The sequence below is a fragment of the Ferrovibrio sp. GW821-FHT12B10 genome, from assembly GCF_058807515.1.
Genome location: NZ_JBXAQT010000001.1, coordinates 2,323,125 through 2,349,219 on the forward strand (window position 1 = coordinate 2,323,125; position 26,095 = coordinate 2,349,219).

The window sequence follows — 26,095 nt, forward strand, 5'->3', positions numbered from 1 at the left end:
GCGCGTAAACAAGTCCGGACAAGACGCCTGACACCGAACTTGAAGCCCAAAAACGTTTGAGAGTGACGATGACGGCCCTTCAGACCAAGCCTGTTTCCCAGCCGGCAGCCGATCTGCCGGATATCACTATTTCCGTGCGCGATGTCTTCGGGATCGACAGCGACATGAAGGTGCCGGCATTCAGCCAGCCAAGCGAGCATGTGCCGGACCTCGATCCGAACTACCGCTTCGACCGCGAGACCACGCTCGCCATCCTGGCCGGCTTTGCCTACAACCGTCGCGTCATGGTCCAGGGCTATCACGGCACCGGCAAGTCGACGCATATCGAGCAGGTCGCCGCCCGCCTGAACTGGCCCTGCGTGCGCATCAATCTCGACAGCCATATCAGCCGCATCGATCTGGTCGGCAAGGATGCCATCGTGCTGCGCGACGGCAAGCAGGTCACCGAGTTCCGTGAAGGCATCCTGCCCTGGGCGCTGCAGTCGCCGGTGGCGCTGGTCTTCGACGAATACGACGCCGGCCGTCCCGACGTGATGTTCGTGATCCAGCGCGTGCTGGAAGTGGAAGGCAAGCTGACGCTGCTCGATCAGAACCGCGTCATTCGCCCGCACAAGGGCTTCCGCCTGTTCTCGACCGCCAACACGGTCGGCCTCGGCGACACGACGGGCCTCTATCACGGCACGCAGCAGATCAACCAGGGTCAGATGGACCGCTGGAGCATCGTCTGCACGCTGAACTACCTGCCGGCCGAGGACGAAAGCGCCATCGTGCTGGCCAAGTCGCCGAGCTACACCGGCGACAAGGGTAAGAAGGCGATCCAGAACATGGTCGCGGTGGCCGAACTGACCCGCGCTGGCTTCATCAACGGCGATATCTCGACCGTCATGAGCCCGCGCACAGTGATCACCTGGGCCGAGAATGCGCGCATCTTTGGCAATGTCGGTTTCGCCTTCCGTCTCACCTTCCTCAACAAGTGCGACGAACTGGAGCGCCCGCTGGTGGCCGAGTACTACCAGCGCTGCTTCGGCGAGGAACTGCCGGAAACCGCCGCCAAGGCTGATCTGAACTAAGGTCGGGCCGACCTGAACTAAACCGGGGCCGCCCCGGTCTGGAGTGCGCAGGCGATGGCCAGCAAGCCGGAAAATCCGATCGAGCCATTCAAGCGTGCGCTGACTGCCGCCACGCGAGCGATCTCGCGCGACCAGGATGTGCAGGTCAGCTTCGGGCCTGAAACCCCGGGCCTGCGCGGCAAGCGCGCGCGCCTGCCGGTGCCCGGCCGCGACCTGCCGGCCGCCGAGGTGGCACAGATCCGCGGCCTGGCCGACGCCATGGCGCTGAAGCTGCGCCATCACGACGATGCTCTCCATTCCAAGCTGCTGCCCCAGGGCGGCACCGCGCGCGCGGTGTTCGACGCCATGGAGCAGGCCCGTGTCGAGGCCATCGGCGCGACGCGGATGGCCGGTGTGGCCAAGAACCTGAATGCCGCGCTGGAAGACCGCTGTCGTTCCAGGGGCTATGCCAAGGTCAAGGACCGCTCCGAGGCCCCCTTGTCCGATGTGCTGGGACTGCTGGCGCGCGAGCGCCTGACCGGCGAGCCGGTGCCCAAGCAGGCGCAGAAGATGGTGGCGCTGTGGCGCGACTGGGTCGAGGAGAAGGGCGGCGCCGATCTCGACGCCATGCTCGCCAACATGAACGACCAGCGCGCCTTTGCGAAAATGTCGCGCAAGCTGATTAAGGATCTCGAGCTCGTCGATGACGAGAGCGGCGACCTCGACGACGAGGATGAGGGCGAGGATCAGGACAGCCAGGGCCAGCAGCCGCAGAGCGAGTCCGACGGTTCCGATTCCGAACAGGGCGAGGCCGCCAGCAGCGGCATGGAGCAGGCCGATTCCTCCGATGCCTCGGGCGGCGAGTCCGTCGAGATGGATGCCGAAGCCGGCATGGAGGAGCAGGTCGCTGGTTCTGGCGAGGAGGCCGGCAAAGGCCGCCGTCCGCCAACGTCTGACATGATGGGCCACAACCGCGAGGCGGCTTACAAGGCGTATACCAAGCAGTTCGATGAAGTGGTGGGCGCCGACGATCTCTGCGACGCCGAGGAACTTGCGCGGCTGCGCCATCACCTTGATCAGCAGCTCAGCAACCTGCAATCGGTGGTCGGCAAGCTGGCCAACCGGCTGCAGCGCCGCCTGATGGCCAAGCAGTCGCGCTCCTGGCATTTCGATCTTGAGGAAGGCATCCTGGATGCCGCGCGTCTGGCCCGCGTGGTGGCCAACCCGACCGTACCGCTCAGCTTCAAGCAGGAAAGCGACACGGATTTCCGCGACACGGTCGTGACGCTGCTGATCGACAATTCCGGCTCCATGCGCGGCCGCCCGATCACGGTGGCGGCGATGTGCGCCGATATCCTGGCCCGCACGCTGGAGCGCTGCGCCGTGAAGGTCGAAATCCTTGGCTTCACCACGCGCGCCTGGAAGGGCGGCCAGAGCCGCGAGAAGTGGCTCTCCGACAACAAGCCGGCCCAGCCGGGCCGCCTGAACGACCTGCGCCATATCGTCTACAAGGGTGCCGATGCGCCCTGGCGCCGGGCGCGCCGCAATCTCGGCTTGATGCTGCGTGAAGGTCTGCTGAAGGAGAATATCGACGGTGAGGCGCTGATGTGGGCGCATGACCGTTTGATCGCCCGGCAGGAGCAGCGTCGCATCCTGATGGTGATTTCCGACGGCGCGCCGGTCGACGATTCCACGCTGTCGGTCAATCCGGGCAATTATCTCGACCGCCACCTGCGCGAAGTGATCGACTGGATCGAGCGCCGTTCACCGGTCGAGCTCACCGCCATCGGCATCGGCCATGACGTCACGCGCTATTACAAGCGCGCGGTCACCATCGTGGATGCCGAACAGCTGGGCGGCGTGATGATGGAAAAGCTCGCCGAACTGTTTGACGAGACCGGCGAGCAGCCGGGCCGCGGACGCACCGGTGCCGGCAAGGGGCGCAGCCGCGCGGCCTGATGCTTGCCTCGCCTGCTCAGGCCGGCAGCGTCACTTCAGCTTTTTCAGCGACGCCAGCAGATTCCCCAGGCCCGCCTTGGCCTTTTCATTGAGGGCTGGATCGGGTGCGGGGACCGGCGGTTCCGGCGGCGGCGCGGCAACCGGATTGACCTGGCCGCTGCTGCCTCCCAGCGCACGATTCATCGCCGCGATCAGCTGCGGCAGCGAAATCGGCTTGGCTACATAGTCGTCCATGCCGGACGCGATGTAGCGTTCACGGTCGCCTTCCATCGCGTTGGCGGTCAGCGCGATGATCGGGATGGTGGCGCAGGCCTGGGGCAGGCGACGGATAGTCTGGGTGGCGGTCATGCCATCCATTTCGGGCATTTGCATATCCATCAGCACCAGGTCATAGGGCACCTTCTGCACCTGCTCGCAGGCCTCGATGCCGTTGATGACGACATCGACTTGGTGGCCGAGCTGGCGCAGCATCAGGCTGATGACCATCTGGTTCACCTGATTGTCCTCGGCGACCAGGATGCGCAGGGCCTTCTGCGTGGCCGGGCCATCGGTGCTCATGTCCTGCACTTCGGTGACCACCGCCTGGCCTTCTTCCAGCGGCAGGGTGAACCAGAAGGTGCTGCCCTTGCCCTCTTCGCTGGTCACGCCGATCTCGCCGCCCATCAGTTCGACGAGTTGCTTGGAGATCGCGAGGCCAAGGCCGGTGCCGCCGAAGCGCCGGGCAATCGAGCTGTCGGCCTGGCTGAACTTGCCGAACAGGCGGTCGATCTTGTCGGCGGGAATGCCAATGCCGCTGTCGGTGACTTTGACCGTCAGGCTGTAGCGGCCGTGATCGAGCTTCTCTGTGGTGACGATCAGCCTGATGCCGCCTTTGTCGGTGAACTTGATGGCATTGCCGGCCAGGTTGAACAGAATCTGGCGCAGACGGCCCGGATCACCCTTCAGGAAGCGCGGCGTGTCGAGCGGCACTTCGCTCGACATATGCAGGCCCTTCATCACGGCGCGCGGGTTCATCATCGAGATCGCACTCTCGATCAGATGCGGCAGGTCGAAGTCGATGTTCTCCAGATCAATGCGCCCGGCCTCCAGCTTGGAGAAATCCAGGATGTCGTTGATCAGGGTCAGCAGGTGTTCGGCAGATTCGCGCGCCGTGCTGATCAGCTTGTGCTGATGCTTGGTGAGATCGGTGTTCTGCAGCAGGCCGATAGTGCCCAGCACGCCGTTCATCGGCGTGCGGATTTCGTGGCTCATCATTGCCAGGAATTCCGATTTGGCGCGGCTGCCTTCCTCGGCGCGTTCTTTTTCCTGGGCGAAGCGGTCGGCCAACTCGCGCATGCGGAAGGACTGCTGTTCCACCTGGCGCTTGGCGGCCTCCAGGTCGGCGATGTTGCGGCGCAGCGCCTCCTGCTGTTCCTTCAGCGTGGTGATGTCGGTGCGGATGCCGACCACGCCGCCATCCGAGGTGCGGCGTTCGGTATTGCGCACCCAACGGCCGTTGGCCAGGCGGGTCTCAGTGCTGCCGCTGCCCTTGCGGAACTGCTCGATGCGCTCCTGCAGCCAGTCGTCGAGGAATTGCTGGTCGAGATCGATGGTGTCGCGCTGGATGCTGGCCTTCAGGATGTCCGAGAAGGTGGCGCCGGGCTTCAGGTGGTCGGTGATTTCCTTGTACAGCTCGCGGTACTTGCTGTTACTCAGCACCAGGCGCTCGTCCTTGTCATAGAGGACGAAGCCGTCGGAAATGCTTTCGATGGCGTCATAAAGCTGGCGCTCGGCCTGTTTGATTGCGGTGATGTCAGTGCCGATGCCCACAGTGCCGCCGGTGACCGTGCGCTGCTCGTGCACCAGCAGCCAGCGGCCGTCTTCCAGGTGCCGCTCGAAGGCCTTGCCCTGCGGATTGCGGTGGTTCGTGACCCGTTCGGCAATCCAGTCCTCGGTCGACTGGCCCGGTGGCACTTTCATCAGCCCGCGTTCGACAGCGGTGCGGATCAGCTCTTCGAACGGCACCCCGGGCTTGATGACATCGGCCATCCGACGGCTGTGATCGACGAATCGTTCGTTGAACAGAACCAGGCGGTCATCGGCGTCATAAAGGGCAAAGCCGTCGCTGATGGCATCGATGGCGTCGCGCAGATTCTGCTCGGCCAGCTTCAGATCCGAGATGTCGTTGAAGACAGTGATGATGCCGCCGTCGCCGGTGCGCCGGCGCTGCATGCGCAGCCAGACACCGGGGAAGGGCTCGGCATCGATCGGCTTGCCGGTTGGATTTTGGAATTCCCTGGTCAGGGATGTAACATAACCGTCGACATCGAAGTCGTGGTCGAAATCGGCCTGGCGCTGGACGGTGATGCGCATCAGCTCACTGAAATGGATGCCAGGCTTGACGATGCTGGTGTCGTGCCGGGTCATCTCGTAATAGCGGTGGTTCGCCATCATCATGTACCCATCACGATCGTAGAGCACGAAGCCCTCGGTCAGCGTTTCGATGGCGTCGCGCAGGCGGTTCTCGGCCAGCTTGAGGTCGGTGATCTCGGTAGCGACCAGGATGGTGCCGCCGTCGATGGTGCGGTGGCGCACGTTGCGCAGCCAGCGGCCAGGCAGGAATTCGCCGTCGACCGGCCTACCCGAAGGATTGTGGTAATCGGCGCGGGCGGCCGTGATGTAACCCTGATGATCGGCATTGGGCCACGAACGCTTGCGTCGTTCGGCTGCCGCATCCACGACCTCGTCGATGGTGACGCCTGGATGCAGCTCCTCGGGAGAGACGTCGAACAGTTCGTAATAGCGGTGGTTGGCCATCACCATGCGGCCGTCGGGGCCGAACAGGATGAAGCCCTCGGCCAGCGCTTCGATGGCGTCGCGCAGACGGCTTTCGGCCAGCTTGAGATCGGTGATGTCGCTCATCACCACGATGGTGCCGCCGTCTTCGGTGCGGTGGCGCAGGCTGCGAACCCAGACGCCCGGTCGCGCCTCGCGGTCAAACGGACGGCCGGTCGGGTTGCGATGCTCTTCCAGCAGACGTGCGCGATACTCGGTCTGGTCTTGGCCCGGCCAGGCCGCCACGCGGCGTGCAATGATGATGTCGAGCAATTCCTCATAGGTCATGCCGGCCCCGACGATGTCGGGGTCATGCTCGCTCAGTTCGTAGAAGCGCCGATTGGCCAGAACGATGCGGCTGTCGGCGTCATAGAGGACAAAGCCATCGGCCAGCGATTCAATGGCGGCGCGCAGGCGTCCCTCGGCCTGTTTCAGATCGGAGATGTCGGCGACCATGCTGATGACGCCGCCGTCGCTGGTGGAATGACGCACGGTACGGAGCCAGTAACCTGGGCGTGGCGTGATGTCGAAGGGCTTGCCGCTGGGGCGCGCAAAATCGGCACGCAGTTTGGCCACGTGAGCGGCCGCTTCCATCTCGCCGCCTACGACTTTTACTTTGGCCATTATACTGGCCATGATCTCCTCATTGTGGATACCCGGCTTGATGACGTTTTCATCATGGCCGGTCAGTTCGTAATAGCGCTTGTTGACCGTGATCAGGCGTCCATCGGGCCCGAACAGCGCGAAGCCTTCCGCCAGGCTGTCGATGGCGTCGCGCAGACGCTGTTCGGCTTCCTTCAGCGCAGTTATGTCGGTGATGATGTCGACGGCGCCGCCGTCCTGCGTCGGGTTGACGGTGAAGCGCAGCCAGCGTCCGTCCTTGGTGCGGCGCTCGAACTGGTAGCCTTGGCGCTTTTCCCGCAGCATGTGGCGCCGGTATTCCATCCGGCGGGCGCGCTGTTCTTTGGTGGCGTCGCCGAAATCGGCTTCCAGCGCTGTGAGCGCATCGATGTAGTGAGGCGACTGGCTTACCACCGGTTCCAGTGTCGGCAGCAGTTCGACGGTACGGTGATTGGAACGGATCAGGCGATCATTCTGGTCGTAGAGCAGGAAGCCGTCCGAGAGGCTGCTGATCGCATCGCTCAGGCGTTGCTCGGCGGAATGACGCTGCAGCATCTGCCGCTGCAGGATGATCAGGAAGCCAAGACCGGCAATGGCGGCAACCATGATTGCCACAACCGAGAAAGCCAGGTTCTCCTTCCAGTTCGACAGCACGTTATCGCGCGCCACGCCCACGCTGATGATCAGCGGGTAGCCCGAAACATGATTGACGGCCAGATAGCGCACGACGCCATCGACGCCGCCTTCGGTGATAATGTCGATGCGCGGCCGGCCTGCATATGGCGGCTTGAAGATCGACAGGTTCCGGCCCGAGGTGCCGATGCCGGGGCCGTTCTCCGGCACGCGGGCGATGCGGATGCCGGACGCGTGGTACAGCACCAGTGAATTCCCGGTGTCGATAACGGAATCACGGTAGAAGCTGAGGAAATATTCCGGCTCGATCGAGAGGGCTATCACGCCGCCAAAACTGCCATCAGGTTTGTTGATGCGGCGACTGGCGCTGATACCCCACATGTTGTTTATGCGACTCTGGCGCGGTTCGTCGATGAAGAGCCCGCCATGCGCCTGGTCGCGGTGGAACTGGAAATAGGGCCGGTCGGCGCCATTGAAGCTGCGCGGCAGCATCGCGCCGCTGTCCATGATGGAGTCGCCGTTCTCATCCAGCACGATGAAGGCGCGCACCTGCGGCAGGTCGGCCAGGCGCGCGTTCATGCGCTGGCGCAGCGCCGTCTGGCTGCTGGCCTGGCCGGTTCCGGCCATGCCGCTCATGGTTTCGGCGAAATTGATGAGGAAGATGTCGATGGCGCCAATACTGCGGCCGGCATGTTCCTCCAGCAGGTTGGCCATCGAGCGGGCGGTTGCCCGCCCCGCCGCAATCTCGTCATTATATTGCCGGTAGAGTTGCAGCCCGAGCATGACGGTGAAGAGCAGGATCATGGCGCCGACGAACAGCGCCGGCACCCGCATCAGGCCGCTGGCCTGCTGGGCGGTCTGGGATTTGTCTGCAACCTTGTCGACCATGAATACGGATACTCCTCCACTTGCGGAAGCATACCCAATGCCGGCTCTCAGCCAAGGTAAACATTTGAGAAGGTTGGGGACTGCGACGTTATTCGCCTTCCTTTTATGGCTGGGAATGACTGTCGGGGGCGGCCCGGCCCGGGCCGAACCGGTCGCGATCCGCAGTGCTATCCTGCAGCTCAATCCCGACGAACCGGCGCAGGACCGGGTGGGCAGCCTGCAGTATTTGGGCGGCCTGATCCTGGCCGCCGATGGCGGGGTGTTCGGCGGCTATTCGGGCATCGTGGTGGATGGCGATGGCGGCGGCCTCTGGGCCATTGCCGATACCGGTCACTGGCTGCGGCTGGACTTCCGGCGCAACGAGGCTGGATTGCCCGTGGAGATCGCGGCCGGCGACATTCAGCCGCTGCGCGACGCCAACGACGCACCGATCACGCGTAAGGTCCTGAGCGATGCCGAAGGGCTGCGGCGCGTGCCCGATGGCCGCTGGCTGGTGTCGTTCGAGCGCGCGCATCGTCTGTGGTTCTACGATGCGCCGGGCGGTGCGGCCACCGGGGCGCTGCAGGTGCCGCCGGCGGTGACGGTGCAGCCCGACAATGGCGGCATCGAAGCGATCGCGGCCTTTGCCAACGGCGATCTGCTGATGTTCAGCGAGGATATGCAGGCACTCGTTGGCGGCAACAAGGAGGACAGCGCGGCCTGGCTGCTGCGTGACGGGCGCTGGCATGACCTAGCCTGGCCGGCGCGAAACGACTTCAAGCCGACCGATGCGGTGACCCTGCCGAATGGCGATGTGATCGTGCTGGAGCGCTATTTCACGCCGCTGGTGGGCCCGAAAGCGCGCCTGAGTCGCATTGCTGCTGCCGATATCCAACCCGGTGCGGTGCTGAAAAGCACGCTGCTGGCCGAATGGGCGCGGCCGGTTTCGGTCGACAACATGGAGGCGCTGGACATGCGCCGCGCCGCCGATGGCAGCATCTGGCTCTATGTGATGTCGGACGACAACCAGAACCTGCTGCAGCGGACGCTGCTGATGGTCTTCCGGCTGACCGAATAGTGTGAAAACGAAAACGCCCGCCGGCATCGCTGCCGGCGGGCGTCTGGAATTCGTAAAGCCGAAGGGCTTAGGCGGCCTTGGCGGCCAGGGCCTTCTTGATCTTGCGCTTGATGACGCGGGCCGGGCTCGACAGCAGCTCGTCCTTGGTCTTCAGCAGCCAGTTGTCGATGCCGCCGTTATGCTCGACCGAGCGCAGGCCATGGCTCGACACGCGCAGCGTGACATCACGACCCAGTGCTTCGCTGATCAGCGAAACGACATGCAGATTCGGCAGGAAGCGACGCCGGGTCTTGTTGTTGGCGTGGCTGACATTGTTGCCGCTCTGAACGCCCTTGCCGGTGACTTCGCAACGACGAGCCATGGTGAACCTCTAACTTTCCAGTGTTTGTCGCAAATTTGGTGGCCGGTTATAGGGACTGGGTCCCACCCCGTCAACCGGCAAAACCCATCCCGGCGGGGAATCCGTGCCGGCGGCCGCCGGCGCCCCCTAAAGGCCGGAAAATACGGCTTTAAATGCCCGGAATCTCGCGTTGACTCCTCCCCGGCGACCCCCTATACAGCGGGACCGATTTTGCAGGGGCCTCCGCAGGCCCCCGCATTTGTATGTTGTGTTGAGGCTTTTTTGCGGTTTTCCGCGGAAAAGCCGGCTGTCAGACGGAGAGCCGCTGTGAAACGGACCTATCAACCCTCCAAGCTGGTGCGCAAGCGCCGCCATGGTTTCCGCGCCCGCATGGCCACTGTCGGCGGCCGTGCAGTCATCGCTGCCCGCCGCGCCCAGGGCCGCAAGAAGCTTTCGGCCTAAGTCAGTCCGCGATGGCGACGGGCGGTGTCGAACGACTCCGCCGCCGCGCGGATTATCTCCGGGTGCAGGCGGCCGAGCGGCGCGTGGCGCTGCCGGGACTGCTGCTGCAGGCCGCGCCCGGGGAGAAGGACTGCCGTCGTGTCGGCTTCACCGCATCCCGCAAGGTGGGCAACGCCGTTGCCCGCAATCGCGCCCGCCGCCGCCTGAAGGCGCTGGTGCAGGATATCCTCCCCATTCATGCCGTTTCCGGCCATGACTATGTGCTGGTCGCTCGCCAGGCGACTCCGGCGCGTGATTTCGCGGCCCTGCGCCGTGATCTGGAATCGGCCCTCAAGAAACTGAAGCTCTGGCAGGATGTAGCCCAGGAATCAGGCCGGCAGACTGGAGGTGCGGCATGACGCCGCTGGCTCGTCTGCTGGCTCTGCCCGTGCAGGCCTACCGCCTCGTACTCTCGCCCTGGATCGGGCATAACTGCCGCTTCCAGCCGACCTGCTCCTGCTATGCCCTCGAGGCACTGGAAAAGCATGGTGCGAGCCGTGGCGGCTATCTCGCCGTGCGGCGGCTGGCGCGTTGCCATCCGTTGGGCGGCAGCGGCTACGATCCAGTGCCACAAAAGTCTGTTACGCCTACCTCGTCATCCGTTCAGCAAGGCTCAGTCTGATGTCCGACCAGAAGAATCTCATCATCGCGATCGTAGTGTCGGTTGCGATCATGCTCGGCTTCCAGTTCTTCGTGGAAGCGCCGAAGCAGGAAAAGCTGCGCCAGCAGCAGGCCGCGACTCAGACCACTGCCCCGCAGGCGCCCGGTGCGCCGACTGCCAGTGGCGGCCTGCCGCAGTTGCCCAGCCTGGCGCAGCAGCTCGATCCGGCGGCCACCCGCGACAAGGCGCTGGCCGACAGCCCGCGCGTGAAGATTGACGGCAAGCGCCTGACCGGTTCGCTGAACCTGACCGGCGGCCGCATCGACGATGTGGTGCTGCCCGAATACAAGGAAACCATCCAGCCCGACAGCCCGGCGATCCATCTGCTGTCGCCGGCCGGTGGCCCGTCGCCCTATTACGCCGAGTTCGGCTGGACTGTCGCCGGCAACAGCGCCGCGCTGCCCAATGCGCAGACGCGCTGGACGGCCGACAAGGACGTGCTGCGTTCGGGCGAGACTGTCACGCTCACCTGGGACAACGGCCAGGGCCTGGTCTTCGGTCGCAAGATCACGCTGGACGACAACTATCTCTTCACTGTGGTGCAGACGGTCGAGAACAAGGGTGGCCAGGCGATCACGCTGTTCCCCTATGGCCTGGTCTCGCGTCATGGCACACCGCATACCGATGGCCTCTACATCCTGCATGAAGGCCCGGTGGGCGTGACGCGCGAAAAGGCCGACGACAAGGGCACGCTGAAGGAATTCAGCTACAAGGATCTCGCTGACGACAAGGGCCGCGAATTCGACAGCATCGGCGGCTGGATCGGCTTCACCGACAAGTATTGGCAGACCGCGCTGGTGCCCGGTCCGGACCAGACCGTGAAGGCACGCTTCAGCCATGCCAAGCCGGCCACCGGCCTTGAGCGCTACCAGGCCGACTATCTCGGCGCGGGCCAACAGCTCGAGCCGGGCAAGACCATCAGCAGCAATGCAATGCTGTTCGCCGGCGCCAAGGAAGTGCGTCTGCTGGACCGTTATGAAGAGCAGCAGAAGATCGCGCGCTTCGAGCTGTCGATCGACTGGGGCTGGTTCCACTTCCTGACCAAGCCGATGTTCTACAGCATCGAGTATCTGAAGGGCCTGCTGGGCAATATCGGCCTGGCCATGCTGGCGGTTACCGTGATCGTCAAGCTGCTGTTCTTCCCGCTCGCCTACAAGTCCTACGTCTCGATGAGCGCGATGAAGAAGCTGCAGCCCGAGATGCAGAAGATGCGCGAGAAATACGGTGAGGATCGCGCCAAGATGCAGCAGGAGCTGATGGCGCTCTACAAGAAGGAAAAGGTCAATCCGGCCGCCGGCTGTCTGCCGATCCTTCTGCAGATCCCGGTCTTCTTTGCGCTCTACAAGGTGCTCTACATCGCCATCGAGATGCGTCATGCGCCCTTCTATGGCTGGATCCGCGATCTTTCTGCGCCCGATCCGACCACCTGGCTGAATGCCTTTGGCTTCCTGCCCTGGGATGTGCCGCATCTGGGCCCGCTGCAGATTCTCTCGATCGGCGTCTGGCCGATCATCATGGGCGTTTCAATGTTCCTGCAGATGAAGATGAATCCGCAGCCGCCGGATCCGGTGCAGCAGAAGATCTTCGCGCTGATGCCGATCGTCTTCACCTTCATGCTGGGCAGCTTTGCCGCCGGCCTGGTGATCTACTGGAGCTGGAACAACACACTGTCGATCCTGCAGCAGTATGTGATCATGAAACGCATGGGCGTGAAGATCGGCGGTGGCGCCGAGACGCCTGAGCCGACGTCCAAGTCGAAGAAGTAAGGCGCATGGCCGATCTGCCGGCGCCGGACGAAAGCTTCAGCCCGGCCGCGCTGGAACGCGGCCGGCTGCTCTTCGCCGGTCCCTGCGATTTCTTCGCCGGCGCCATGACCGTGCCGCAACTCCCGCCGGCGCGCGGACCCGAGATCGCCTTTGCCGGCCGTTCCAATGTCGGCAAGTCCTCGCTGGTCAACGCGCTCTGCGGCCGCAAGGCGCTGGCGCGCACCTCCAACACACCGGGCCGTACCCAGCAGCTCAACTTCTTCGATCTGGGCAACGGCACTTTCAGCCTGGTCGACCTGCCGGGCTATGGCTATTCCTCGGTCGGCAAGGCAAAGGCCGCCGCCTGGACAGAGACCACGCAGGCCTATTTGCGGGGCCGTCCTGAGCTCAAGCGCGTCTGCCTGCTGGTCGATGGCCGTCATGGCCTGAAGGCCGGCGACGAAGACATCATGAAGCTGCTGGATAAATCGGCGGTGATCTATCAGGTGATCCTGACCAAGGCTGACAAGACCGCGCCGGCTGCGCTGGCTGCAGTCAAGGACGCCGTGGCCGCGGTCCTGAAAAAGCATGTGGCGGCGCATCCCATCATCCGGGTGACATCCAGCCATGATGAGATCGGCATCGCCGAGCTGCGGGCCGAGCTTGCGGCCCTGGCCTGACGCCCCGTATAAACGTTTGAACGACAACACGCCGAGAAGCACCATGAAGACGACGACCGGCCCGCAACCGCTGGAAGCGCATCTGCAGCAGACCGCCAAGGTCCTGTCTGAGGCTCTGCCCTATATGCGCCGTTTCGCCGGCCAGACCATGGTCATCAAATACGGCGGCCATGCCATGGGCGACGAGGCCCTGGCCGAGCAGTTTGCCCGTGACGTGGTGCTGATCAAGCAGGTCGGCATCAATCCCATCGTGGTGCATGGCGGCGGCCCGCAGATCGGCGCCATGTTGGAGAGGCTCAAGATCAAGAGCGAATTCGTCGATGGTCTGCGCGTCACCGACCAGGCGACCGTCGAGATCGTCGAGATGGTGCTGGCCGGGTCGATCAACAAGGCGATCGTCACTGCGATCAGCGCCGCCGGCGGCACCGGCATCGGCCTGAGCGGCAAGGATGGCCGCCTGATCGAGGCGCGCAAGCTGCGCCGCTCGGTCCGCGATCCGGGTTCCAATATCGAGAAGCTGCTCGACCTGGGCTTTGTCGGCGAACCGGTGCGCATCAATCCGGGCATCCTGCAGACGCTGCTCAGCTCCAACGTCATTCCGGTGGTGGCCCCCATCGGCATCGGCGAAAACGGCGAGACCTATAACATCAACGCCGACACCTCGGCCGGCGCGATCGCCTCGGCGGTCGGTGCGACCAAGCTGTTGATGCTGACCGACGTGGCCGGCGTGCTGAACAAGGACAAGAAGCTGATTCCCAGCCTGACGGCGAAGGAATCGCTGGTGCTGATGGGCGACGGCACCATCTCGGGCGGCATGATTCCCAAGGTGGAGACCTGCCTGGATGCCGTGCGTGGCGGCGTCTCGGCCGCGCATATCCTGGATGGCCGCATCCCGCATGTACTGCTGCTGGAGCTGTTCACGGCGCATGGCGTCGGCACGATGATCGAACGCACGCCGTAAGCATCTGTCGGACTGAATTGAAAAAGCCGCCGGTGTAAAATCCGGCGGCTTTTTCATGCCGCTACTGGTGTGATGGTCTGGACCCAGCCGCGGAAGGCGCGGATGGCAGGTTCGCGTTCGCGACCGGGCAGGTGCAGCAGGTAATAGCCGCCACGGCGCGCCACACGACAGCGCGGCAGCGGTTCCACCAGGCGGCCATCGCGCAACTCCTGGCGGACGAAGAAATCCGGCACCAGCGCCAGGCCGAGGCCGTTCACAGCCGCTTCGATCGACATGAAGAAATGCTCAAACGTTGGTCCGCGCGCCGCGCTTTCCTTCAGGCCTGCCGTCGCAAACCATTCGGTCCAGGCTTCGGGCCGGGTCGAGTGGGTCAGCAGTGTGTGACGCTTCACGTCTTCGGGTTTCTTGATCGGCTTGCTTTTCAGCAGCGCCGGACTGGCGACCAGGATCACGGTCTCGGGGAACAGCAGCTCGGCGGTCAGTCCTGCCGGCCATGCACCGCTGCCATACTGGATGCCGACATCCACCGGCTCGGTGGTGAAATCCACCGGTCGGTCGGCGCTGGTGACATCCACCGCGATCTCGGGGTGGCGGCTGTGGAAGTCGGCCAGACGCGGCATGAACCAGCGCATGGCCAGGGTCGGCAGCATGGTGATGGCCAGACGATTGGCGGGCCGGCTGCTGCGTGTCACCAGCTTTGTCGCCGCCATCATGCGCTCGAAGGCCTCGGACAGCGGCGGCAGATAGGCGGCGCCGGCCTCGGTCAGCTCCAGCCCGCGCGGGCCGCGGCGGAACAGCGTGACCCCCAGGTCGGCCTCCAGCTGCTGCACCAGTCGACTGACCGCGCCCTGGGTGACATGCAGCTCCTCGGCGGCACGCGTAAAACTCAGATGCCGGCCGGCGACACTGAAGGCGCGGAGCGCGTTCAGAGAGGGCAGGCGGCTTTCATGATGAGAAAAACTCATGAGGGGCCAAGTTTAAATCGGTTGAGGGGCCCGCGCCAGCCGCTAATATCCCGGCGATAACCAGCCCTCCCCATATGAGGTTTCCCAATGAATGCCCTGACTCCGGTCAAATCCAAGCACACCACCATCCGCCCGTTCCACCTGGCCTTCCCGGTCAAGGACATCCCGGAAACCCGCAAGTTCTACGGTGAACTGCTCGGCTGCTCGGAAGGCCGTTCGGCTGAACATTGGGTCGACTTCGATTTCTACGGCCACCAGCTGGTCGCCCATTTGGCACCGGAAGAATGCGGCGTGAAGGCCTTCAGCTCGGTCGACGACCATCAGGTGCCGGCCAAGCATTTCGGCGTCATCCTCAGCATCCCGGACTGGCAGAAGCTGGCTGACAAGCTGACCAAGGCCGGCATCAACTTCATCATCGAGCCCTATGTGCGCTTCGAAGGTGAAGCCGGCGAGCAGCACACGATGTTCTTCCTCGACCCCTCGGGCAACGCGCTCGAGTTCAAGGCCTTCGCCAACGACGACATGATCTTCGCGAAGTAACGCCTAGAAACGGCCGAGCGCGTCGGTCGCGACGCGCTCACCCCATTCCTGCACGAAATGCCCGGCCTCAGCTAACTCCAGCGGCGCCGGGCAATTCTTTATCTGCTTGGCGAGCGCATGCATCACCGGCGGCCCGAGCACCGGATCGGTCATGCCGATCGCCATCATGCTGGTGCCGGCCCAGTCCTTCATCCAGAACTCGCGCGCCCGCTGCGAGAGCGCGGCGCCCGGCGCATCGGGTGCATCCGGCACCAGGTTGGGGAAGCGCCGCACGCCGGCCTTGTAGGCGGCATCGGGATAGGGCGCTTCATAGGCGGCGGCTTCGGCGTCGCTCAGGTGCGGGCAGCTGCGCTTCATCAGCTTGGCGATGGCCATGTCGGGATTCTTGTTGTTCCAGGCGCGCCAGTCGAGGAAGCCCTGGGTGAGCGGCTGATCGCCGGTCGCCAGCGTGGTGTTCATCACCAGCAGGCCGGTGAAGCGCTCGGGCATCTTCTTGGGGATGGTGAGGCCGAGCAGGCCGCCCCAGTCCTGGCAGACCAGCACGATATTCTGCAGGTTCAGCCCGCGGATCAGCGCGATCAGGCTGTCGCGGTGGAAATCGAAGCTGTAGACGCTCTCGTCGCGCGGCTTGTCGGACTTGCCGAAGCCAAACAAATCCGGCGCCACCACGCGATGGCCGGCCGCCGTGAAGATCGGGATCATCCGGCGGTAGAGGTAGCTCCAGGTCGGCTGGCCGTGCAGGCAGAGGAAGGTCTTGGCCCCATGCTTGCCCTCGTCGAGGTAATGCATGCGCAGGCCGTTGTCATGGGTCAGGTAATGCGGCCGGAAAGCGTAGCCGGGAAGATTCTCAAAGCGCTCGTCGGGCGTGCGCAGGGCCTCGATCATGGCATTCCTCTCCCTTTGTTATAGGGAGAGGCTGTCACGATTAGCCCATGACGGGCAATCTTTTACCGCTTTTTGGCCGGCTTCTTCTTCGGGGCGGCCTTTTTGCCGGCCTTCTTCGCGCCCGGGGTCTTGCCGGCCTTGCCGAAGACGCGGGTGAAGATGGTGTCGACATGCTTGAGATGGTAGCCGAGGTCGAATAGCGCCTTGACCTGCGCCGGCTTCAGCTTGCTGGTCACGGCGGGTTCGCCCAGCAGCGCCTTCATGAAGTCGCCGCCATGCTGCCAGATCTGATGCGCATGCTTCTGCACGATCTTGTAGCTGTCTTCGCGGCTGACGCCGGCCTGGGTCAGCGCCAGCAGGATGCGCTGCGAATGCACCAGGCCGCCGAAGCGGTCGAGATTCTTCATCATGTTGTCAGGGTACACGACCAGCTTCTCGATCACGCCGGCCAGACGATGCAGCGCGAAGTCGAGATGGATGGTGGCATCCGGGCCGATGCCGCGCTCCACCGAAGAATGGCTGATATCGCGCTCATGCCACAGCGCCACGTTCTCCAGCGCCGGCACGACAGCCGAGCGCACGAGGCGCGCGAGGCCGGTCAGGTTCTCGGTCAGCACCGGGTTGCGCTTGTGCGGCATGGCCGACGAGCCCTTCTGGCCGGGCGAGAAGAATTCTTCCGCTTCCATCACTTCCGAGCGCTGCAGATGGCGGATCTCGGTGGCCAGGCGCTCGATCGAGGCGGCGACCACGGCAAGATGCGCGAAATAGGCGGCATGGCGGTCGCGCGGGATCACCTGCGTCGACACGGTCTCCGGCACCAGGCCGAGCTTCTTGGCCACCCAGGCTTCGACGAAGGGATCGATATGCGCATAGGTGCCGACAGCGCCGGAAATGGCGCAGGTGGCGACTTCCTCGCGCGCCGCTTCCAGGCGCTTGCGGGCGCGCTGGAACTCGGCATGGAAGCCGGCCAGCTTGAGCCCGAAGGTGGTCGGCTCGGCATGGATGCCGTGGCTGCGGCCGATGGTGGGCAGCAGCTTGAATTCAAAGGCGCGATCTTTCAGCGCGGCCAGCACGCGATCAACGCCGGCCAGCAGCAGGTCGGCTGCGCGCACCAGCTGCACGTTGAAGCAGGTGTCGAGCACGTCGGACGAGGTCATGCCCTGGTGCACGAAGCGCGCCGACGGGCCGACATATTCGGCCAGGTTGGTCAGGAAGGCGATGACATCATGCTTGGTCTCGCGCTCGATCGCGTCGATGCGATCGACTTTCCACTTGCCCTTCTTCCACACTTCCTTGGCGGCCGCCTTCGGGATCACCCCGAGCTGGGCCTGGGCGTCGCAGGCATGGGCCTCGATCTCGAACCAGATGCGGAAGCGCTGTTCCGGCTCCCAGATGGCGGCCATTTCAGGACGGGTGTAGCGCGGGATCATCGCAAATCCTCTGAGGGAATCGGGAGCGGGGGAGGGCCGGACTCGGCCTGCCGGATCGGCGCGGCTGGTTTAGCCCCTCGGGCGGGGGCGATCAAGGTGAACCGGCGGGTTCGCGGCCCTTCGTTTTGCGTCCTTCCCGTTCGTTTTGGTTCGTTCCAGTTCGTTTGCGTTCGTTTGCGTTCGTTTGGCTTCGTTTTGGTTCGTTTGGCTTCGCGGGCGTTCGTTTCGATAGGGCGCTGCCGGTATTTTTTTGGCAGTTTACGGGGAAAAGTCAGCCGTAATCGTCTCGCGCCCACGGCAAGAGATGCATTAACAGGAACATATAGTGAACTACTGGCTGACTTCAAGCCCCCATATTTCTGGATTCGGCCGGCCGCCGGGCTCGTCGCGCGGCCGTCATCAAGGGCGTGTATTCGACGATTGGGCAGGCCACAACAGCCGCGCCGCGGCGTATGGTTTTCAGGCGGCGCTGCGCGGTCGCGCGAAGCGTATCTCCCCCGTCCCCGGCGCGTCCGTCTTTGGCGCGTCCGGGGCCCAACCAAGGACACAGCCATGAGCTACGTCACGACCAAGGACGGTACCGAGATCTTCTATAAGGATTGGGGCCCGAAGGGCGCCCAGGCGATTGTCTTCCATCATGGCTGGCCGCTGAGCGCCGACGACTGGGATGCGCAGATGATGTTCTTCCTGGCGAAGGGCTATCGCGTGATTGCCCATGACCGTCGCGGCCATGGTCGTTCGACCCAGACCGATACCGGCAACGAGATGGACACCTATGCCGCAGATGTCGCCGCCTTGGCGGCGGCATTGGACCTGAAGAATGCCGTCCATGTCGGCCATTCCACCGGCGGCGGCGAAGTGGCGCATTATGTCGCCCGCGCCGAGACCGGGCGCGTGGCCAAGGCCGTGCTGATCGGCGCGGTGCCGCCCATCATGCTCAAGACCGACAAGAATCCCGGCGGCTTGCCGCTTGAAGTGTTCGACGGTTTTCGCGCCGCACTGGTCGCCAATCGCGCCCAGTTCTTCCTCGATGTTCCCTCGGGGCCGTTCTATGGCTTCAACCGTCCGGGCGCCAAGCCGCTGCAGGGCGTGATCGACAATTGGTGGCGCCAGGGCATGATGGGCGGCGCCAAGGCGCATTATGATTGCATCAAGGCGTTCTCGGAGACCGACTTTACGGACGATCTGAAGAAGATCGAGCAGCCGGTGCTGATCATGCACGGCGAGGACGACCAGATCGTGCCGATCGCCGATTCCGCCCATCTCGCCATCAAGCTGGTGAAGAATGGCACGCTCAAGGTCTATCCGGGCTTCGGGCATGGGATGGCGACCATCAATGCCGATGTGATCAACGCCGACCTGCTCGCCTGGATCAAGGGCTGAGCCGTGGTGCGATGACAGGGCGGGCGGTCCGGGTATGCCGGCCGCCCGTTTTCCATGCTCCGCCAATCCTGATAGGCTGGCGGCATGAACCGGATCATTCACGATCTGCGGGACCGGCCTGAACTGCTCGATGCCGTGGCCGAGTCCGTCTGGGCTGCCTTCTGGCAGCACAAGGGCAGCAGTCTCGACGATCTGCGCGCCGGCTTTGCCCGTCACCTGCAGCCGGGCAACCTGCCGCTGACGTTGGCTGCCGAATGCGATGGCGTTTTCGCCGGCACGGTGTCGCTGATCGCCTGCGACGAGCCGGACTATGTGCGGGATACCGGCCGACACGACCTTGCGCCCTGGCTGGCCGCGCTCTGGGTCGAACCGACAGCGCGCAAGAACGGCGTCGGCGTAGCGCTGGTGCAGGCCATCGAGCAGCGCTGTGCGGCGCTGGGGATCCCGCGGCTGTATCTCTCGGCGCGGCCGGCCGTGCAGGGGTTTTATGAAAAGCGCGGCTGGCAGGTGATCGACCGCGATATCGGTCCGGCGCGGCTCGCGATCCTGGAGCGCGTAATCAGCTCCTGATCGTCATTCACGTAGCAGCTTCATCACTTACGCCGGCACGCTCCAGCCGCCGATCTGCGTGTAGATAGTAATCGGGGACAGACCACGATTGTTGTTGCTGTTATGCAGGTGACCTGCTGAGCTTTGCGGATCGACATCCGATCCCGAACCGTCCGCCCCCATGCCGCGCCACGCCCGCTTCACGCTGCCTGATGTACCGCTGCATGTGATCCAGCGTGGCAACAACCGCCAGGCAGTCTTCTTCGCCGATGAGGATTATCGCCGCTATCTCGATGTGCTGCATGTGGCGGCCGGACGCGCGGCTTGCGCGATCCACGCCTTCTGCCTGATGACCAACCATGTGCATCTGCTGCTCACCCCGGCGTCGGAGGAGGGCTGCGCGGCGCTGATGAAGCAGGTGGGGCAGCAGCATGCGCAATACATCAACCGCACCTACCGCCGCAGCGGCACGCTGTGGGAGGGCCGCTTCCGCTCGGCGCCGGTGCAGGCGGAAGATTATCTGCTGGCCTGTCAGCGCTATATCGAGCTCAACCCGGTGCGCGCCAGCATGGTGGCCGGTGCCGGCGACTATCGCTGGTCGAGCTATCGCCGGCATGCCGAAGGGCAAGGCGGCGATCTGCCGCTGCAGCCGCATCCGCTTTATCTGGCGCTTGGGGCTGATGCCGCCGCGCGGCAGACGGCGTGGCGTGCGCTGGTGGCGCAGGCACTCGATCCGGCGCTGATCGAAGCGATCCGCACGGCGACCAACGGTGGCTATGCGCTGGGCAGCAGTGGCTTTGCCGCGCAGATCGCGGCAGCGCTGGGCCAGCGCGTGACGCGCGGCGAAGCCGGACGACCAGCCGGGCCGACCCACGACGAAGGGCAGGAGCGGCTGCTATGATCGCGCAGAGGAATCGTGGTCTGTCCCCGATTACTTCCGCAATGGTGTTGCGATCCAAGCTACTTCTCCTGGTAGGGTGCCAGGCTGGTCTGCCGTTTATGAAAAGCAAATCGACTCTGCCGGGAGAACAATAAGTTACTCTAAAACCACATATGATCCGCTTGGAAATATTAAGGACGTTAAATACAAATAAGCTATGGCACTATTAGATTCTCGCCTCGAACTGGTCCGCACTCTCGTCCGCCTCTCCGCTCCTTTGGACGAGATTGCGATTGCTTTGAAGAAGTTCCCGTGGGACTACGATGCTGATGACTTGGTAACGTTAGATGTTTCGGATATCGAGAGAGTCCTTAATGTATATTTAGCTGGTAGATTTACTGTTGAAGATGTTGAGCTTTGGGCGAATCTTCTTGAGGGGCGTGAGGATGTTGAATTTCATGGCGGGAGTAACGGTTTGGTGGAAAGCTTGATATTCGAGCTTGCAAATCCTGATCTTACCGAGACCCTTACGGAAAAGAGAGCTCGCGAGTTACTGCAGAAATGCTCGCCGCCAAACACAATTTAATTGTGCACGCCAACAGGTAATCGGGGGCAGACCACGATTTCTGTTGCCGCTGTCGCGTTCGCCTGTGAGGTTTGCTGCACCCGTGACCGCCACGCCCGCCTTCGCGCCGCGTCCGCTTCATGAGTAATGGTAATCGGGGACAGACCACGATTTCACTGTTGCTTTGATCGTGCAGGGGAATTGTGTCCCCCATTCCTTGGGGCGGCTAATAATGAATGCCTATAGATGAATGTTCTCGGGAGTTTGGGATGATAAAATCCTATATCGCCGCCTCTTTTGTTTTGGGATGGGCCTTTGCAGCAAATGCGAATACGGGAGCAAATAATTGTGAGCTTTTTAAGCCCGGAATTGATAGTTCGAGTGAAGAAATAAAAAGTGCCCTTGCTGCATTTTCTGGCCAGTTCATTAAAAAATGCAGCCGTAGACTCGATGGTAAAGAAGAAGAGGTTTATTTTTCGACATCCATCCCGCTCAAAGGCGAGGCAGGGGTCTGCTTCTATATGGAGAGAAGTATTTTTAGGAATGCGACTTCAAGGGCGTGGAGTTATCAACCTCCGAACGGAAAGGAGTATATGGCAACGCAACGGCATTTTATGCTGTTAGCTGATGTATGCCCCCCTCCGATGGCAGCGGAATATCTCTCGACTTGGCAGGTATCAGAAGGGGTGTTCAAAACTATTGTGTCGTATTGGCAGCGAATGCCGCGAATTGATGCTGATTTAAATAGTTATCTAAAAGCCAAACCCACAGCAGCTTCTACGCCTGAGTTTGAAGCCTTGAAAAAAGCAATTTTAAGTGGGAAGGCAAGATTAACCCAAGTTGGATATAGCATTGGATTCGCCTCTCAGGCTGTTCCACAGAATCTAATCCATGTTGACGCCGGCATTGCGAAATTCCAAATTCTCTTGGATTTAATTGAGGGCGATGTGATTATTTATAGAGTTGTGACTTCGCAATAGTTTTTGAATTCTGCAATTAATCAAAATAGTAATCGGGGACAGACCACGATTTCACTGTTGCTTTTATCGTGCAGGGGAATCGTGGTCTGTCCCCCATTCCCACATACGTAGACGAAAAATGAGAGAGTTTGCGAAGTAATAAAACATGCAATATCTCGGGTTTGCACTCGTCACAGTCGGGGTCCTGATAAGTCTCTTCCTTAAAGGGCTGTGGGCTGGAACGGAATTGTTGTCGTTAATCCTTCTTGTTGGAGGGGGAACTTTGTTATGGCGCGGTAGGGTGCGGGATTTTACCTCACCGCATCCGGAATGCTTGCACTGTAGGCGGGGTGCAAAAATCGGAGGGGGAGTTCTCGCCGGTTCGATTTTGTTTTTTTCTGTGATTGCACCACTTGATTTGTCTCAAGGTGTAAGGGATGTGGTTTTTATCGTTGGCTTGATTACAGTGATTATTAGCTTGGTTTTTATAGGGCGGTATCTGGCTTGTATAAACTCAAAAATCTTAAGGCGTTGACTTTATAACTACACCGCCCGCGTTTTTTAGATCCACTGGGTAATCGAGGGTAATCGGGGACAGACCACGATTGTTGTTGCTGTTATGCAGGTGACCTGCTGAGCTTTGCGGATCGACACCCGATCCCGAACTGTCCGACCCATGCCGCGCCACGCCCGTTTCACGCTGCCTGATGTACCGCTGCATGTGATCCAGCGCGGCAACAACCGGCAGGAGATCTTCTTCGCCGATGAGGACTATCGCCGCTATCTCGATGTGCTGCATGTGGCGGCCGGACGCGCAGATCGCGGCAGCGCTGGGGCAGCGCGTGACGCGCGGCGAAGCCGGACGACCAGCCGGGCCGACCCGCGACGAAGGGCAGGAGCGGCTGCTATGATCGCGCGGAGGAATCGTGGTCTGTCCCCCATTCCTTTCCCGATTTCACTGTTGCTTTGATCGTGCAGGGGAATCGTGGTCTGTCCCCGATTCCTGTGGTCTGTCCCCGATTACGCTGAGGTTAAGTCGAATTTTGGCAGTGCGACGAGAGACCAAACATACAAGAATCTAGCCGAGCGAAATGTTTACAATACGCGTCTTGGATATGATTTGTATAATTCCGGGAAGGTGCCTCGGTGATTGGTTGGAAGATGGATGAGCGATGAAGCCGCAGCTGCTCGTACTTTTATTATGCGCCGTGGCTGGATTGGGCGGTGTGTATTATTCTCAATCCAACGCAGATTGTGATGTGAAACAGCTGGAGTTTTTGGATGCCCCCTTTATTGGATGGAGGGCGATTGTTGACGAAGAAATTTGCAGTGATGAACTTTTTACAACGACTCGTGTGATTGTTGTTTCTCTGCAGGAAAATACTTCGAAATCAGCGCGTAAAAGTAAAATACTTGCTGCCGATATTGGAGGCGATGAAGTCGCTTTAAAAATATCATGGGGCAGAGACGGTATCTTGATGATAAACATCCCATCTAATACGCTGATTGCTTATGAAGTGGCGCAGCATGAGGGAATTGCTATCAATGTAAAGCGAGAGTAATCGGGGACAGACCACGATTGTTGTTGCCGCCATGCAGCCTGTCTGCTGAGAGTGTCGCAGTCGCCGCAACCGCCTCCGCCCGATATCCCGCGCCACGCCCGCTTCACGCTGCCCCGATCTGCCGCTGCCTGTGATCCGGCGCGGCGCGCGATCCTGGAGAAAATTGTCGGCTGACATTTTTGCCGCTCCCCGCGGCGACGGCGCGCCGCTAGGATGGCGGCATAAAAGCCATAACAGCCGAGTCTTCCCCAGAAGGTATCCCCATGCCGACCACCACGAACCTGCTGGCTTTCGCCGCCATCTGCCTCGGCATGGTGCTGACGCCCGGGCCGAACATGATCTATCTGATCTCGCGCTCGATCTGTCAGGGCCGTCTGGCCGGGCTGGTCTCGCTCGGCGGCGTGGCGCTGGGTTTCGTGGTCTACATGCTCTGCGCCGCTTTCGGCATCACCGCGCTGCTGTTCGCCGTGCCCTATGCCTATGATGCGCTGCGCTTTGGCGGCGCGCTCTACCTGTTCTGGCTGGCCTGGCAGGCGCTGAAACCCGGCGGCCGCTCGCCGTTCCAGGTGAAGGACCTGCCACAGGACAGCCCGCGCCGCCTGTTCACCATGGGCTTTGTCACCAGTCTGCTCAATCCCAAGATCGCCATGCTGTATCTGGCGCTGTTGCCGCAATTCATCACGCCGGCCGAAACCGCCGCCGGCACGATGACGGCGGGCAGCGTGCTGAGCCAGTCGCTGATCCTGGGGTCGATCCAGATCGCCACCAGCCTGACCGTCAATGCGATGATCGCCTATACCGCCGGCACGATTGCCGGTTTCCTCGCCGGCCGTCCGCTCTGGCTGCTGGTCCAGCGCTGGCTGATGGGCACCGTGCTGGCCGGCCTCGCCGTGCATATGGCGCTGGAGTCGCGGCGGTAAGTCAAACGCGGCATCAGTCGAAAAGAGTGTCATGGCCGGGCTTGTCCCAGCCATGATGATCAGAGGGATTGAAAGTCCCCATCACTCCGCCAGATCGCAGCCATCGCATAAAATCAGGGCGCGACGGTCTGGAACTGTCCGCCGCCCCGCGATAGATTTTTTCCATCCGGCGGCTGTCGCGGTCCTTCCCCCGTGCCAGCCCAATCTTTTTGCCAGCCCAGTCTTTTTGCCAGCCTTGCGCGCTGATGACCTGAAGAAGACCGCCCCTAGTCGCTCCATCCATATGGAGCTTCACGTCATCGGCATGGAACAATGACCCAGCATACACAGACACAGGTTTCGCTCACCCCCGCCTTTGCCGCCGGGCTGCTCGCCGCCTTCGTCGGCTTTGCCTCCTCCTTCACCGTCATCCTGCAGGGCTTCACCGCCATGGGCGCGAGCCAGGCCGAAGCGGCCTCGGGACTGATGGCGCTCAGCATCAGCATGGGGCTCTGCGCCGTTGTGATCTCCCTGCGCACGCGCCTGCCGATCAGCATCGCCTGGTCGACGCCGGGTGCGGCGCTGCTTGCCACCTCCGGCATGGCCGCGCTCGGCGATGGCGGTTTCCCGGCTGCCGTCGGCGCCTTCATCCTCTGCGGCGTATTGCTGACGCTCGCCGGCATCTGGAAGCCGCTCGGCCGCTGGGTCGCCGCCATTCCGGCGCCGCTGGCCAATGCCATGCTGGCCGGCGTGCTGCTGCCGCTCTGTCTTGCGCCCGTGAAAGCCGTTGCGGCGATGCCGCTCTATGGCCTGATCATCGTGGCCACCTGGGCGCTGATGGCGAAGTGGAAGCGGCTTTATGCCGTGCCCACGGCGGTGATTGTCACCGTGATCATCATCGCGCTCACCACCGATCTGTCCGCCATCGTGCCGGCGTCGCTGGCGCCGCAGGCGGTGTTCGTCATGCCGGTATTCACCGTCCAGTCTCTGGTGGGCATTGCACTGCCGCTGTTCATCGTCACCATGGCCTCGCAGAACATCCCCGGCATCGCGGTGCTGAACGCCAACGGCTATCACCCCGATCCGTCGCCGCTGTTCCGCGACACCGGGATTTTCTCGCTGCTGGCTGCGCCGTTCGGCAGCCATGCCGTCAACCTTGCCGCGATCACGGCGGCGATCTGCGCCGGGCCCGATGCGCATCCCGATCGCACCAAGCGCTGGGTGGCGGCCACGGTGGCCGGCATCTGCTATGTGCTGCTCGGGCTGGGTGCCGGCGCGGCGACCGCCTTCATCGCGGCGGCGCCGCCGATCCTGATCCAGGCTGTTGCCGGTCTGGCGCTGCTGGGCGCCTTCGCGTCCTCGCTGATGGCGGCGCTGAGCGATGCCGAGAGCCGCGAGGCGGCGGCCATCACCTTCCTGGTCGCCGCCTCAGGCCTGACGATTTTCGGCATCGGCGGTGCCTTCTGGGGCCTGGTGGCCGGCGGCGCCATTCTGGCGCTGACGCGCTGGAAAGCCAGAAAGGCCGGAACCTGAAGGCCGCGTGGCGGGTTTCTTCCTTATGAGAAGGAG

24 protein-coding genes are annotated in these 26,095 nt (G+C 62.5%); 18 read left to right on the forward strand and 6 right to left on the reverse strand.

Going from position 1 to position 26,095, the window contains the following annotated elements; genetic code table 11:
• The first annotated feature begins 68 nt into the window (after nt 1-68).
• Entirely contained in the window at nt 69-1,070 is a 1,002-nt protein-coding gene (gene cobS / locus AC1RRT_RS11755; RefSeq protein WP_493013986.1) for a cobaltochelatase subunit CobS, read from the forward strand.
• Between the two features lie 54 nt (nt 1,071-1,124).
• A complete protein-coding gene (gene cobT, locus AC1RRT_RS11760; protein ID WP_493013987.1) occupies nt 1,125-3,008 on the forward strand; it encodes a cobaltochelatase subunit CobT in 1,884 nt (627 codons plus the stop codon).
• Nucleotides 3,009-3,038: 30 nt separating this feature from the next.
• Here the strand turns inward: cobT and AC1RRT_RS11765 are convergent, their stop codons facing one another.
• Nucleotides 3,039-7,964: a PAS-domain containing protein gene (locus AC1RRT_RS11765; RefSeq protein WP_493013988.1), complete on the reverse strand. Its 4,926-nt coding sequence runs from the start codon at nt 7,962-7,964 to the stop codon at nt 3,039-3,041.
• A 115-nt stretch (nt 7,965-8,079) separates the two neighbouring features.
• On the opposite strand from AC1RRT_RS11765, the gene AC1RRT_RS11770 reads away from it, so the two are divergent.
• Nucleotides 8,080-9,021: an esterase-like activity of phytase family protein gene (locus tag AC1RRT_RS11770; RefSeq protein WP_493013989.1), complete on the forward strand. Its 942-nt coding sequence runs from the start codon at nt 8,080-8,082 to the stop codon at nt 9,019-9,021.
• A gap of 67 nt (nt 9,022-9,088) precedes the next feature.
• On the opposite strand, the gene rpmB is transcribed toward AC1RRT_RS11770, so the two are convergent.
• Entirely contained in the window at nt 9,089-9,382 is a 294-nt protein-coding gene (rpmB, locus tag AC1RRT_RS11775) for a 50S ribosomal protein L28 (RefSeq protein ID WP_493013990.1), read from the reverse strand.
• A 306-nt stretch (nt 9,383-9,688) separates the two neighbouring features.
• Between rpmB and rpmH the strand changes: the two genes are divergently transcribed.
• Genes rpmH through argB form a run of 6 tightly spaced genes read left to right on the forward strand, consistent with a single transcriptional unit; the run spans nt 9,689 to nt 13,909 of the window.
• Nucleotides 9,689-9,823, forward strand: a complete 135-nt coding sequence (gene rpmH / locus AC1RRT_RS11780) for a 50S ribosomal protein L34 (protein ID WP_492972160.1) — start codon at nt 9,689-9,691, stop codon at nt 9,821-9,823.
• 11 nt (nt 9,824-9,834) lie between these two features.
• Nucleotides 9,835-10,221: a ribonuclease P protein component gene (gene rnpA, locus AC1RRT_RS11785; protein ID WP_493013991.1), complete on the forward strand. Its 387-nt coding sequence runs from the start codon at nt 9,835-9,837 to the stop codon at nt 10,219-10,221.
• Complete coding sequence (gene yidD, locus AC1RRT_RS11790) at nt 10,218-10,484, forward strand: membrane protein insertion efficiency factor YidD (RefSeq protein ID WP_493013992.1); 267 nt, start codon at nt 10,218-10,220, stop codon at nt 10,482-10,484. The genes rnpA and yidD overlap by 4 nt, the downstream gene beginning before the upstream one ends.
• Nucleotides 10,484-12,289 carry a membrane protein insertase YidC gene (gene yidC, locus AC1RRT_RS11795; RefSeq protein ID WP_493013993.1) on the forward strand — a complete coding sequence of 602 codons (1,806 nt, stop codon included), beginning with the start codon at nt 10,484-10,486 and terminating at the stop codon, nt 12,287-12,289. The genes yidD and yidC overlap by 1 nt, the downstream gene beginning before the upstream one ends.
• A gap of 5 nt (nt 12,290-12,294) precedes the next feature.
• Nucleotides 12,295-12,948, forward strand: coding sequence for a ribosome biogenesis GTP-binding protein YihA/YsxC (yihA, locus tag AC1RRT_RS11800; RefSeq protein ID WP_493013994.1), 654 nt, complete (start codon nt 12,295-12,297; stop codon nt 12,946-12,948).
• A 43-nt stretch (nt 12,949-12,991) separates the two neighbouring features.
• A complete protein-coding gene (gene argB / locus AC1RRT_RS11805) occupies nt 12,992-13,909 on the forward strand; it encodes an acetylglutamate kinase (RefSeq protein WP_493013995.1) in 918 nt (305 codons plus the stop codon).
• 53 nt (nt 13,910-13,962) lie between these two features.
• Here argB and gcvA read toward each other — a convergent pair whose 3' ends face one another.
• Entirely contained in the window at nt 13,963-14,874 is a 912-nt protein-coding gene (gene gcvA, locus AC1RRT_RS11810) for a transcriptional regulator GcvA (protein ID WP_493013996.1), read from the reverse strand.
• Between the two features lie 87 nt (nt 14,875-14,961).
• Here gcvA and AC1RRT_RS11815 point away from each other — a divergent pair, with 87 nt between their 5' ends.
• On the forward strand, nt 14,962-15,414 hold the full coding sequence (locus tag AC1RRT_RS11815) for a VOC family protein (RefSeq protein ID WP_493013997.1): 453 nt from the start codon (nt 14,962-14,964) through the stop codon (nt 15,412-15,414).
• Nucleotides 15,415-15,417: 3 nt separating this feature from the next.
• On the opposite strand, the gene AC1RRT_RS11820 is transcribed toward AC1RRT_RS11815, so the two are convergent.
• Together AC1RRT_RS11820 and purB are read right to left on the reverse strand one after the other, a co-directional pair.
• Nucleotides 15,418-16,299 carry a haloalkane dehalogenase gene (locus AC1RRT_RS11820; protein ID WP_493013998.1) on the reverse strand — a complete coding sequence of 294 codons (882 nt, stop codon included), beginning with the start codon at nt 16,297-16,299 and terminating at the stop codon, nt 15,418-15,420.
• A 62-nt stretch (nt 16,300-16,361) separates the two neighbouring features.
• Entirely contained in the window at nt 16,362-17,729 is a 1,368-nt protein-coding gene (purB, locus tag AC1RRT_RS11825) for an adenylosuccinate lyase (RefSeq protein ID WP_493013999.1), read from the reverse strand.
• Between the two features lie 552 nt (nt 17,730-18,281).
• Here purB and AC1RRT_RS11830 point away from each other — a divergent pair.
• The 5 genes from AC1RRT_RS11830 (at nt 18,282) to AC1RRT_RS11850 (ending at nt 22,086) form a co-directional block, all read left to right on the forward strand.
• Nucleotides 18,282-19,112 (forward strand): alpha/beta fold hydrolase, encoded by an 831-nt coding sequence (locus tag AC1RRT_RS11830; RefSeq protein ID WP_493014000.1) that lies wholly within the window; start codon nt 18,282-18,284, stop codon nt 19,110-19,112.
• 84 nt (nt 19,113-19,196) lie between these two features.
• On the forward strand, nt 19,197-19,682 hold the full coding sequence (locus AC1RRT_RS11835) for a GNAT family N-acetyltransferase (protein WP_493014001.1): 486 nt from the start codon (nt 19,197-19,199) through the stop codon (nt 19,680-19,682).
• Between the two features lie 160 nt (nt 19,683-19,842).
• On the forward strand, nt 19,843-20,562 hold the full coding sequence (locus AC1RRT_RS11840; RefSeq protein WP_493014002.1) for a transposase: 720 nt from the start codon (nt 19,843-19,845) through the stop codon (nt 20,560-20,562).
• Between the two features lie 196 nt (nt 20,563-20,758).
• Nucleotides 20,759-21,127: a hypothetical protein gene (locus AC1RRT_RS11845; RefSeq protein WP_493014003.1), complete on the forward strand. Its 369-nt coding sequence runs from the start codon at nt 20,759-20,761 to the stop codon at nt 21,125-21,127.
• A 248-nt stretch (nt 21,128-21,375) separates the two neighbouring features.
• Nucleotides 21,376-22,086 (forward strand): hypothetical protein, encoded by a 711-nt coding sequence (locus tag AC1RRT_RS11850; protein ID WP_493014004.1) that lies wholly within the window; start codon nt 21,376-21,378, stop codon nt 22,084-22,086.
• A gap of 502 nt (nt 22,087-22,588) precedes the next feature.
• Here AC1RRT_RS11850 and AC1RRT_RS11855 read toward each other — a convergent pair.
• On the reverse strand, nt 22,589-22,864 hold the full coding sequence (locus AC1RRT_RS11855) for a hypothetical protein (RefSeq protein ID WP_493014005.1): 276 nt from the start codon (nt 22,862-22,864) through the stop codon (nt 22,589-22,591).
• Nucleotides 22,865-23,237: 373 nt separating this feature from the next.
• Between AC1RRT_RS11855 and AC1RRT_RS11860 the strand changes: the two genes are divergently transcribed.
• The 3 genes from AC1RRT_RS11860 to AC1RRT_RS11870 all read left to right on the forward strand — a co-directional run bounded on the left by AC1RRT_RS11860 (nt 23,238) and on the right by AC1RRT_RS11870 (nt 26,059).
• On the forward strand, nt 23,238-23,627 hold the full coding sequence (locus tag AC1RRT_RS11860; RefSeq protein WP_493014006.1) for a hypothetical protein: 390 nt from the start codon (nt 23,238-23,240) through the stop codon (nt 23,625-23,627).
• Nucleotides 23,628-23,890: 263 nt separating this feature from the next.
• Entirely contained in the window at nt 23,891-24,547 is a 657-nt protein-coding gene (locus AC1RRT_RS11865) for a LysE family translocator (protein ID WP_493014007.1), read from the forward strand.
• A gap of 312 nt (nt 24,548-24,859) precedes the next feature.
• Nucleotides 24,860-26,059, forward strand: coding sequence for a benzoate/H(+) symporter BenE family transporter (locus tag AC1RRT_RS11870; protein WP_493014008.1), 1,200 nt, complete (start codon nt 24,860-24,862; stop codon nt 26,057-26,059).
• Nucleotides 26,060-26,095: the final 36 nt, after the last annotated feature.

Bases quoted from the DNA above. Each gene is read 5' to 3' on its own strand.
- cobS (WP_493013986.1), top strand. From the start codon at position 69: ATGACGGCCCTTCAGACCAAGCCTGTTTCCCAGCCGGCAGCCGATCTG.
- cobT (WP_493013987.1), top strand. From the start codon at position 1,125: ATGGCCAGCAAGCCGGAAAATCCGATCGAGCCATTCAAGCGTGCGCTG.
- AC1RRT_RS11765 (WP_493013988.1), bottom strand. From the start codon at position 7,964: ATGGTCGACAAGGTTGCAGACAAATCCCAGACCGCCCAGCAGGCCAGC.
- AC1RRT_RS11770 (WP_493013989.1), top strand. From the start codon at position 8,080: ATGACTGTCGGGGGCGGCCCGGCCCGGGCCGAACCGGTCGCGATCCGC.
- rpmB (WP_493013990.1), bottom strand. From the start codon at position 9,382: ATGGCTCGTCGTTGCGAAGTCACCGGCAAGGGCGTTCAGAGCGGCAAC.
- rnpA (WP_493013991.1), top strand. From the start codon at position 9,835: ATGGCGACGGGCGGTGTCGAACGACTCCGCCGCCGCGCGGATTATCTC.
- yidD (WP_493013992.1), top strand. From the start codon at position 10,218: ATGACGCCGCTGGCTCGTCTGCTGGCTCTGCCCGTGCAGGCCTACCGC.
- yidC (WP_493013993.1), top strand. From the start codon at position 10,484: ATGTCCGACCAGAAGAATCTCATCATCGCGATCGTAGTGTCGGTTGCG.
- yihA (WP_493013994.1), top strand. From the start codon at position 12,295: ATGGCCGATCTGCCGGCGCCGGACGAAAGCTTCAGCCCGGCCGCGCTG.
- argB (WP_493013995.1), top strand. From the start codon at position 12,992: ATGAAGACGACGACCGGCCCGCAACCGCTGGAAGCGCATCTGCAGCAG.
- gcvA (WP_493013996.1), bottom strand. From the start codon at position 14,874: ATGAGTTTTTCTCATCATGAAAGCCGCCTGCCCTCTCTGAACGCGCTC.
- AC1RRT_RS11815 (WP_493013997.1), top strand. From the start codon at position 14,962: ATGAATGCCCTGACTCCGGTCAAATCCAAGCACACCACCATCCGCCCG.
- AC1RRT_RS11820 (WP_493013998.1), bottom strand. From the start codon at position 16,299: ATGATCGAGGCCCTGCGCACGCCCGACGAGCGCTTTGAGAATCTTCCC.
- purB (WP_493013999.1), bottom strand. From the start codon at position 17,729: ATGATCCCGCGCTACACCCGTCCTGAAATGGCCGCCATCTGGGAGCCG.
- AC1RRT_RS11830 (WP_493014000.1), top strand. From the start codon at position 18,282: ATGAGCTACGTCACGACCAAGGACGGTACCGAGATCTTCTATAAGGAT.
- AC1RRT_RS11835 (WP_493014001.1), top strand. From the start codon at position 19,197: ATGAACCGGATCATTCACGATCTGCGGGACCGGCCTGAACTGCTCGAT.
- AC1RRT_RS11840 (WP_493014002.1), top strand. From the start codon at position 19,843: ATGCCGCGCCACGCCCGCTTCACGCTGCCTGATGTACCGCTGCATGTG.
- AC1RRT_RS11845 (WP_493014003.1), top strand. From the start codon at position 20,759: ATGGCACTATTAGATTCTCGCCTCGAACTGGTCCGCACTCTCGTCCGC.
- AC1RRT_RS11850 (WP_493014004.1), top strand. From the start codon at position 21,376: ATGATAAAATCCTATATCGCCGCCTCTTTTGTTTTGGGATGGGCCTTT.
- AC1RRT_RS11855 (WP_493014005.1), bottom strand. From the start codon at position 22,864: ATGCAGCACATCGAGATAGCGGCGATAGTCCTCATCGGCGAAGAAGAT.
- AC1RRT_RS11860 (WP_493014006.1), top strand. From the start codon at position 23,238: ATGAAGCCGCAGCTGCTCGTACTTTTATTATGCGCCGTGGCTGGATTG.
- AC1RRT_RS11865 (WP_493014007.1), top strand. From the start codon at position 23,891: ATGCCGACCACCACGAACCTGCTGGCTTTCGCCGCCATCTGCCTCGGC.
- AC1RRT_RS11870 (WP_493014008.1), top strand. From the start codon at position 24,860: ATGACCCAGCATACACAGACACAGGTTTCGCTCACCCCCGCCTTTGCC.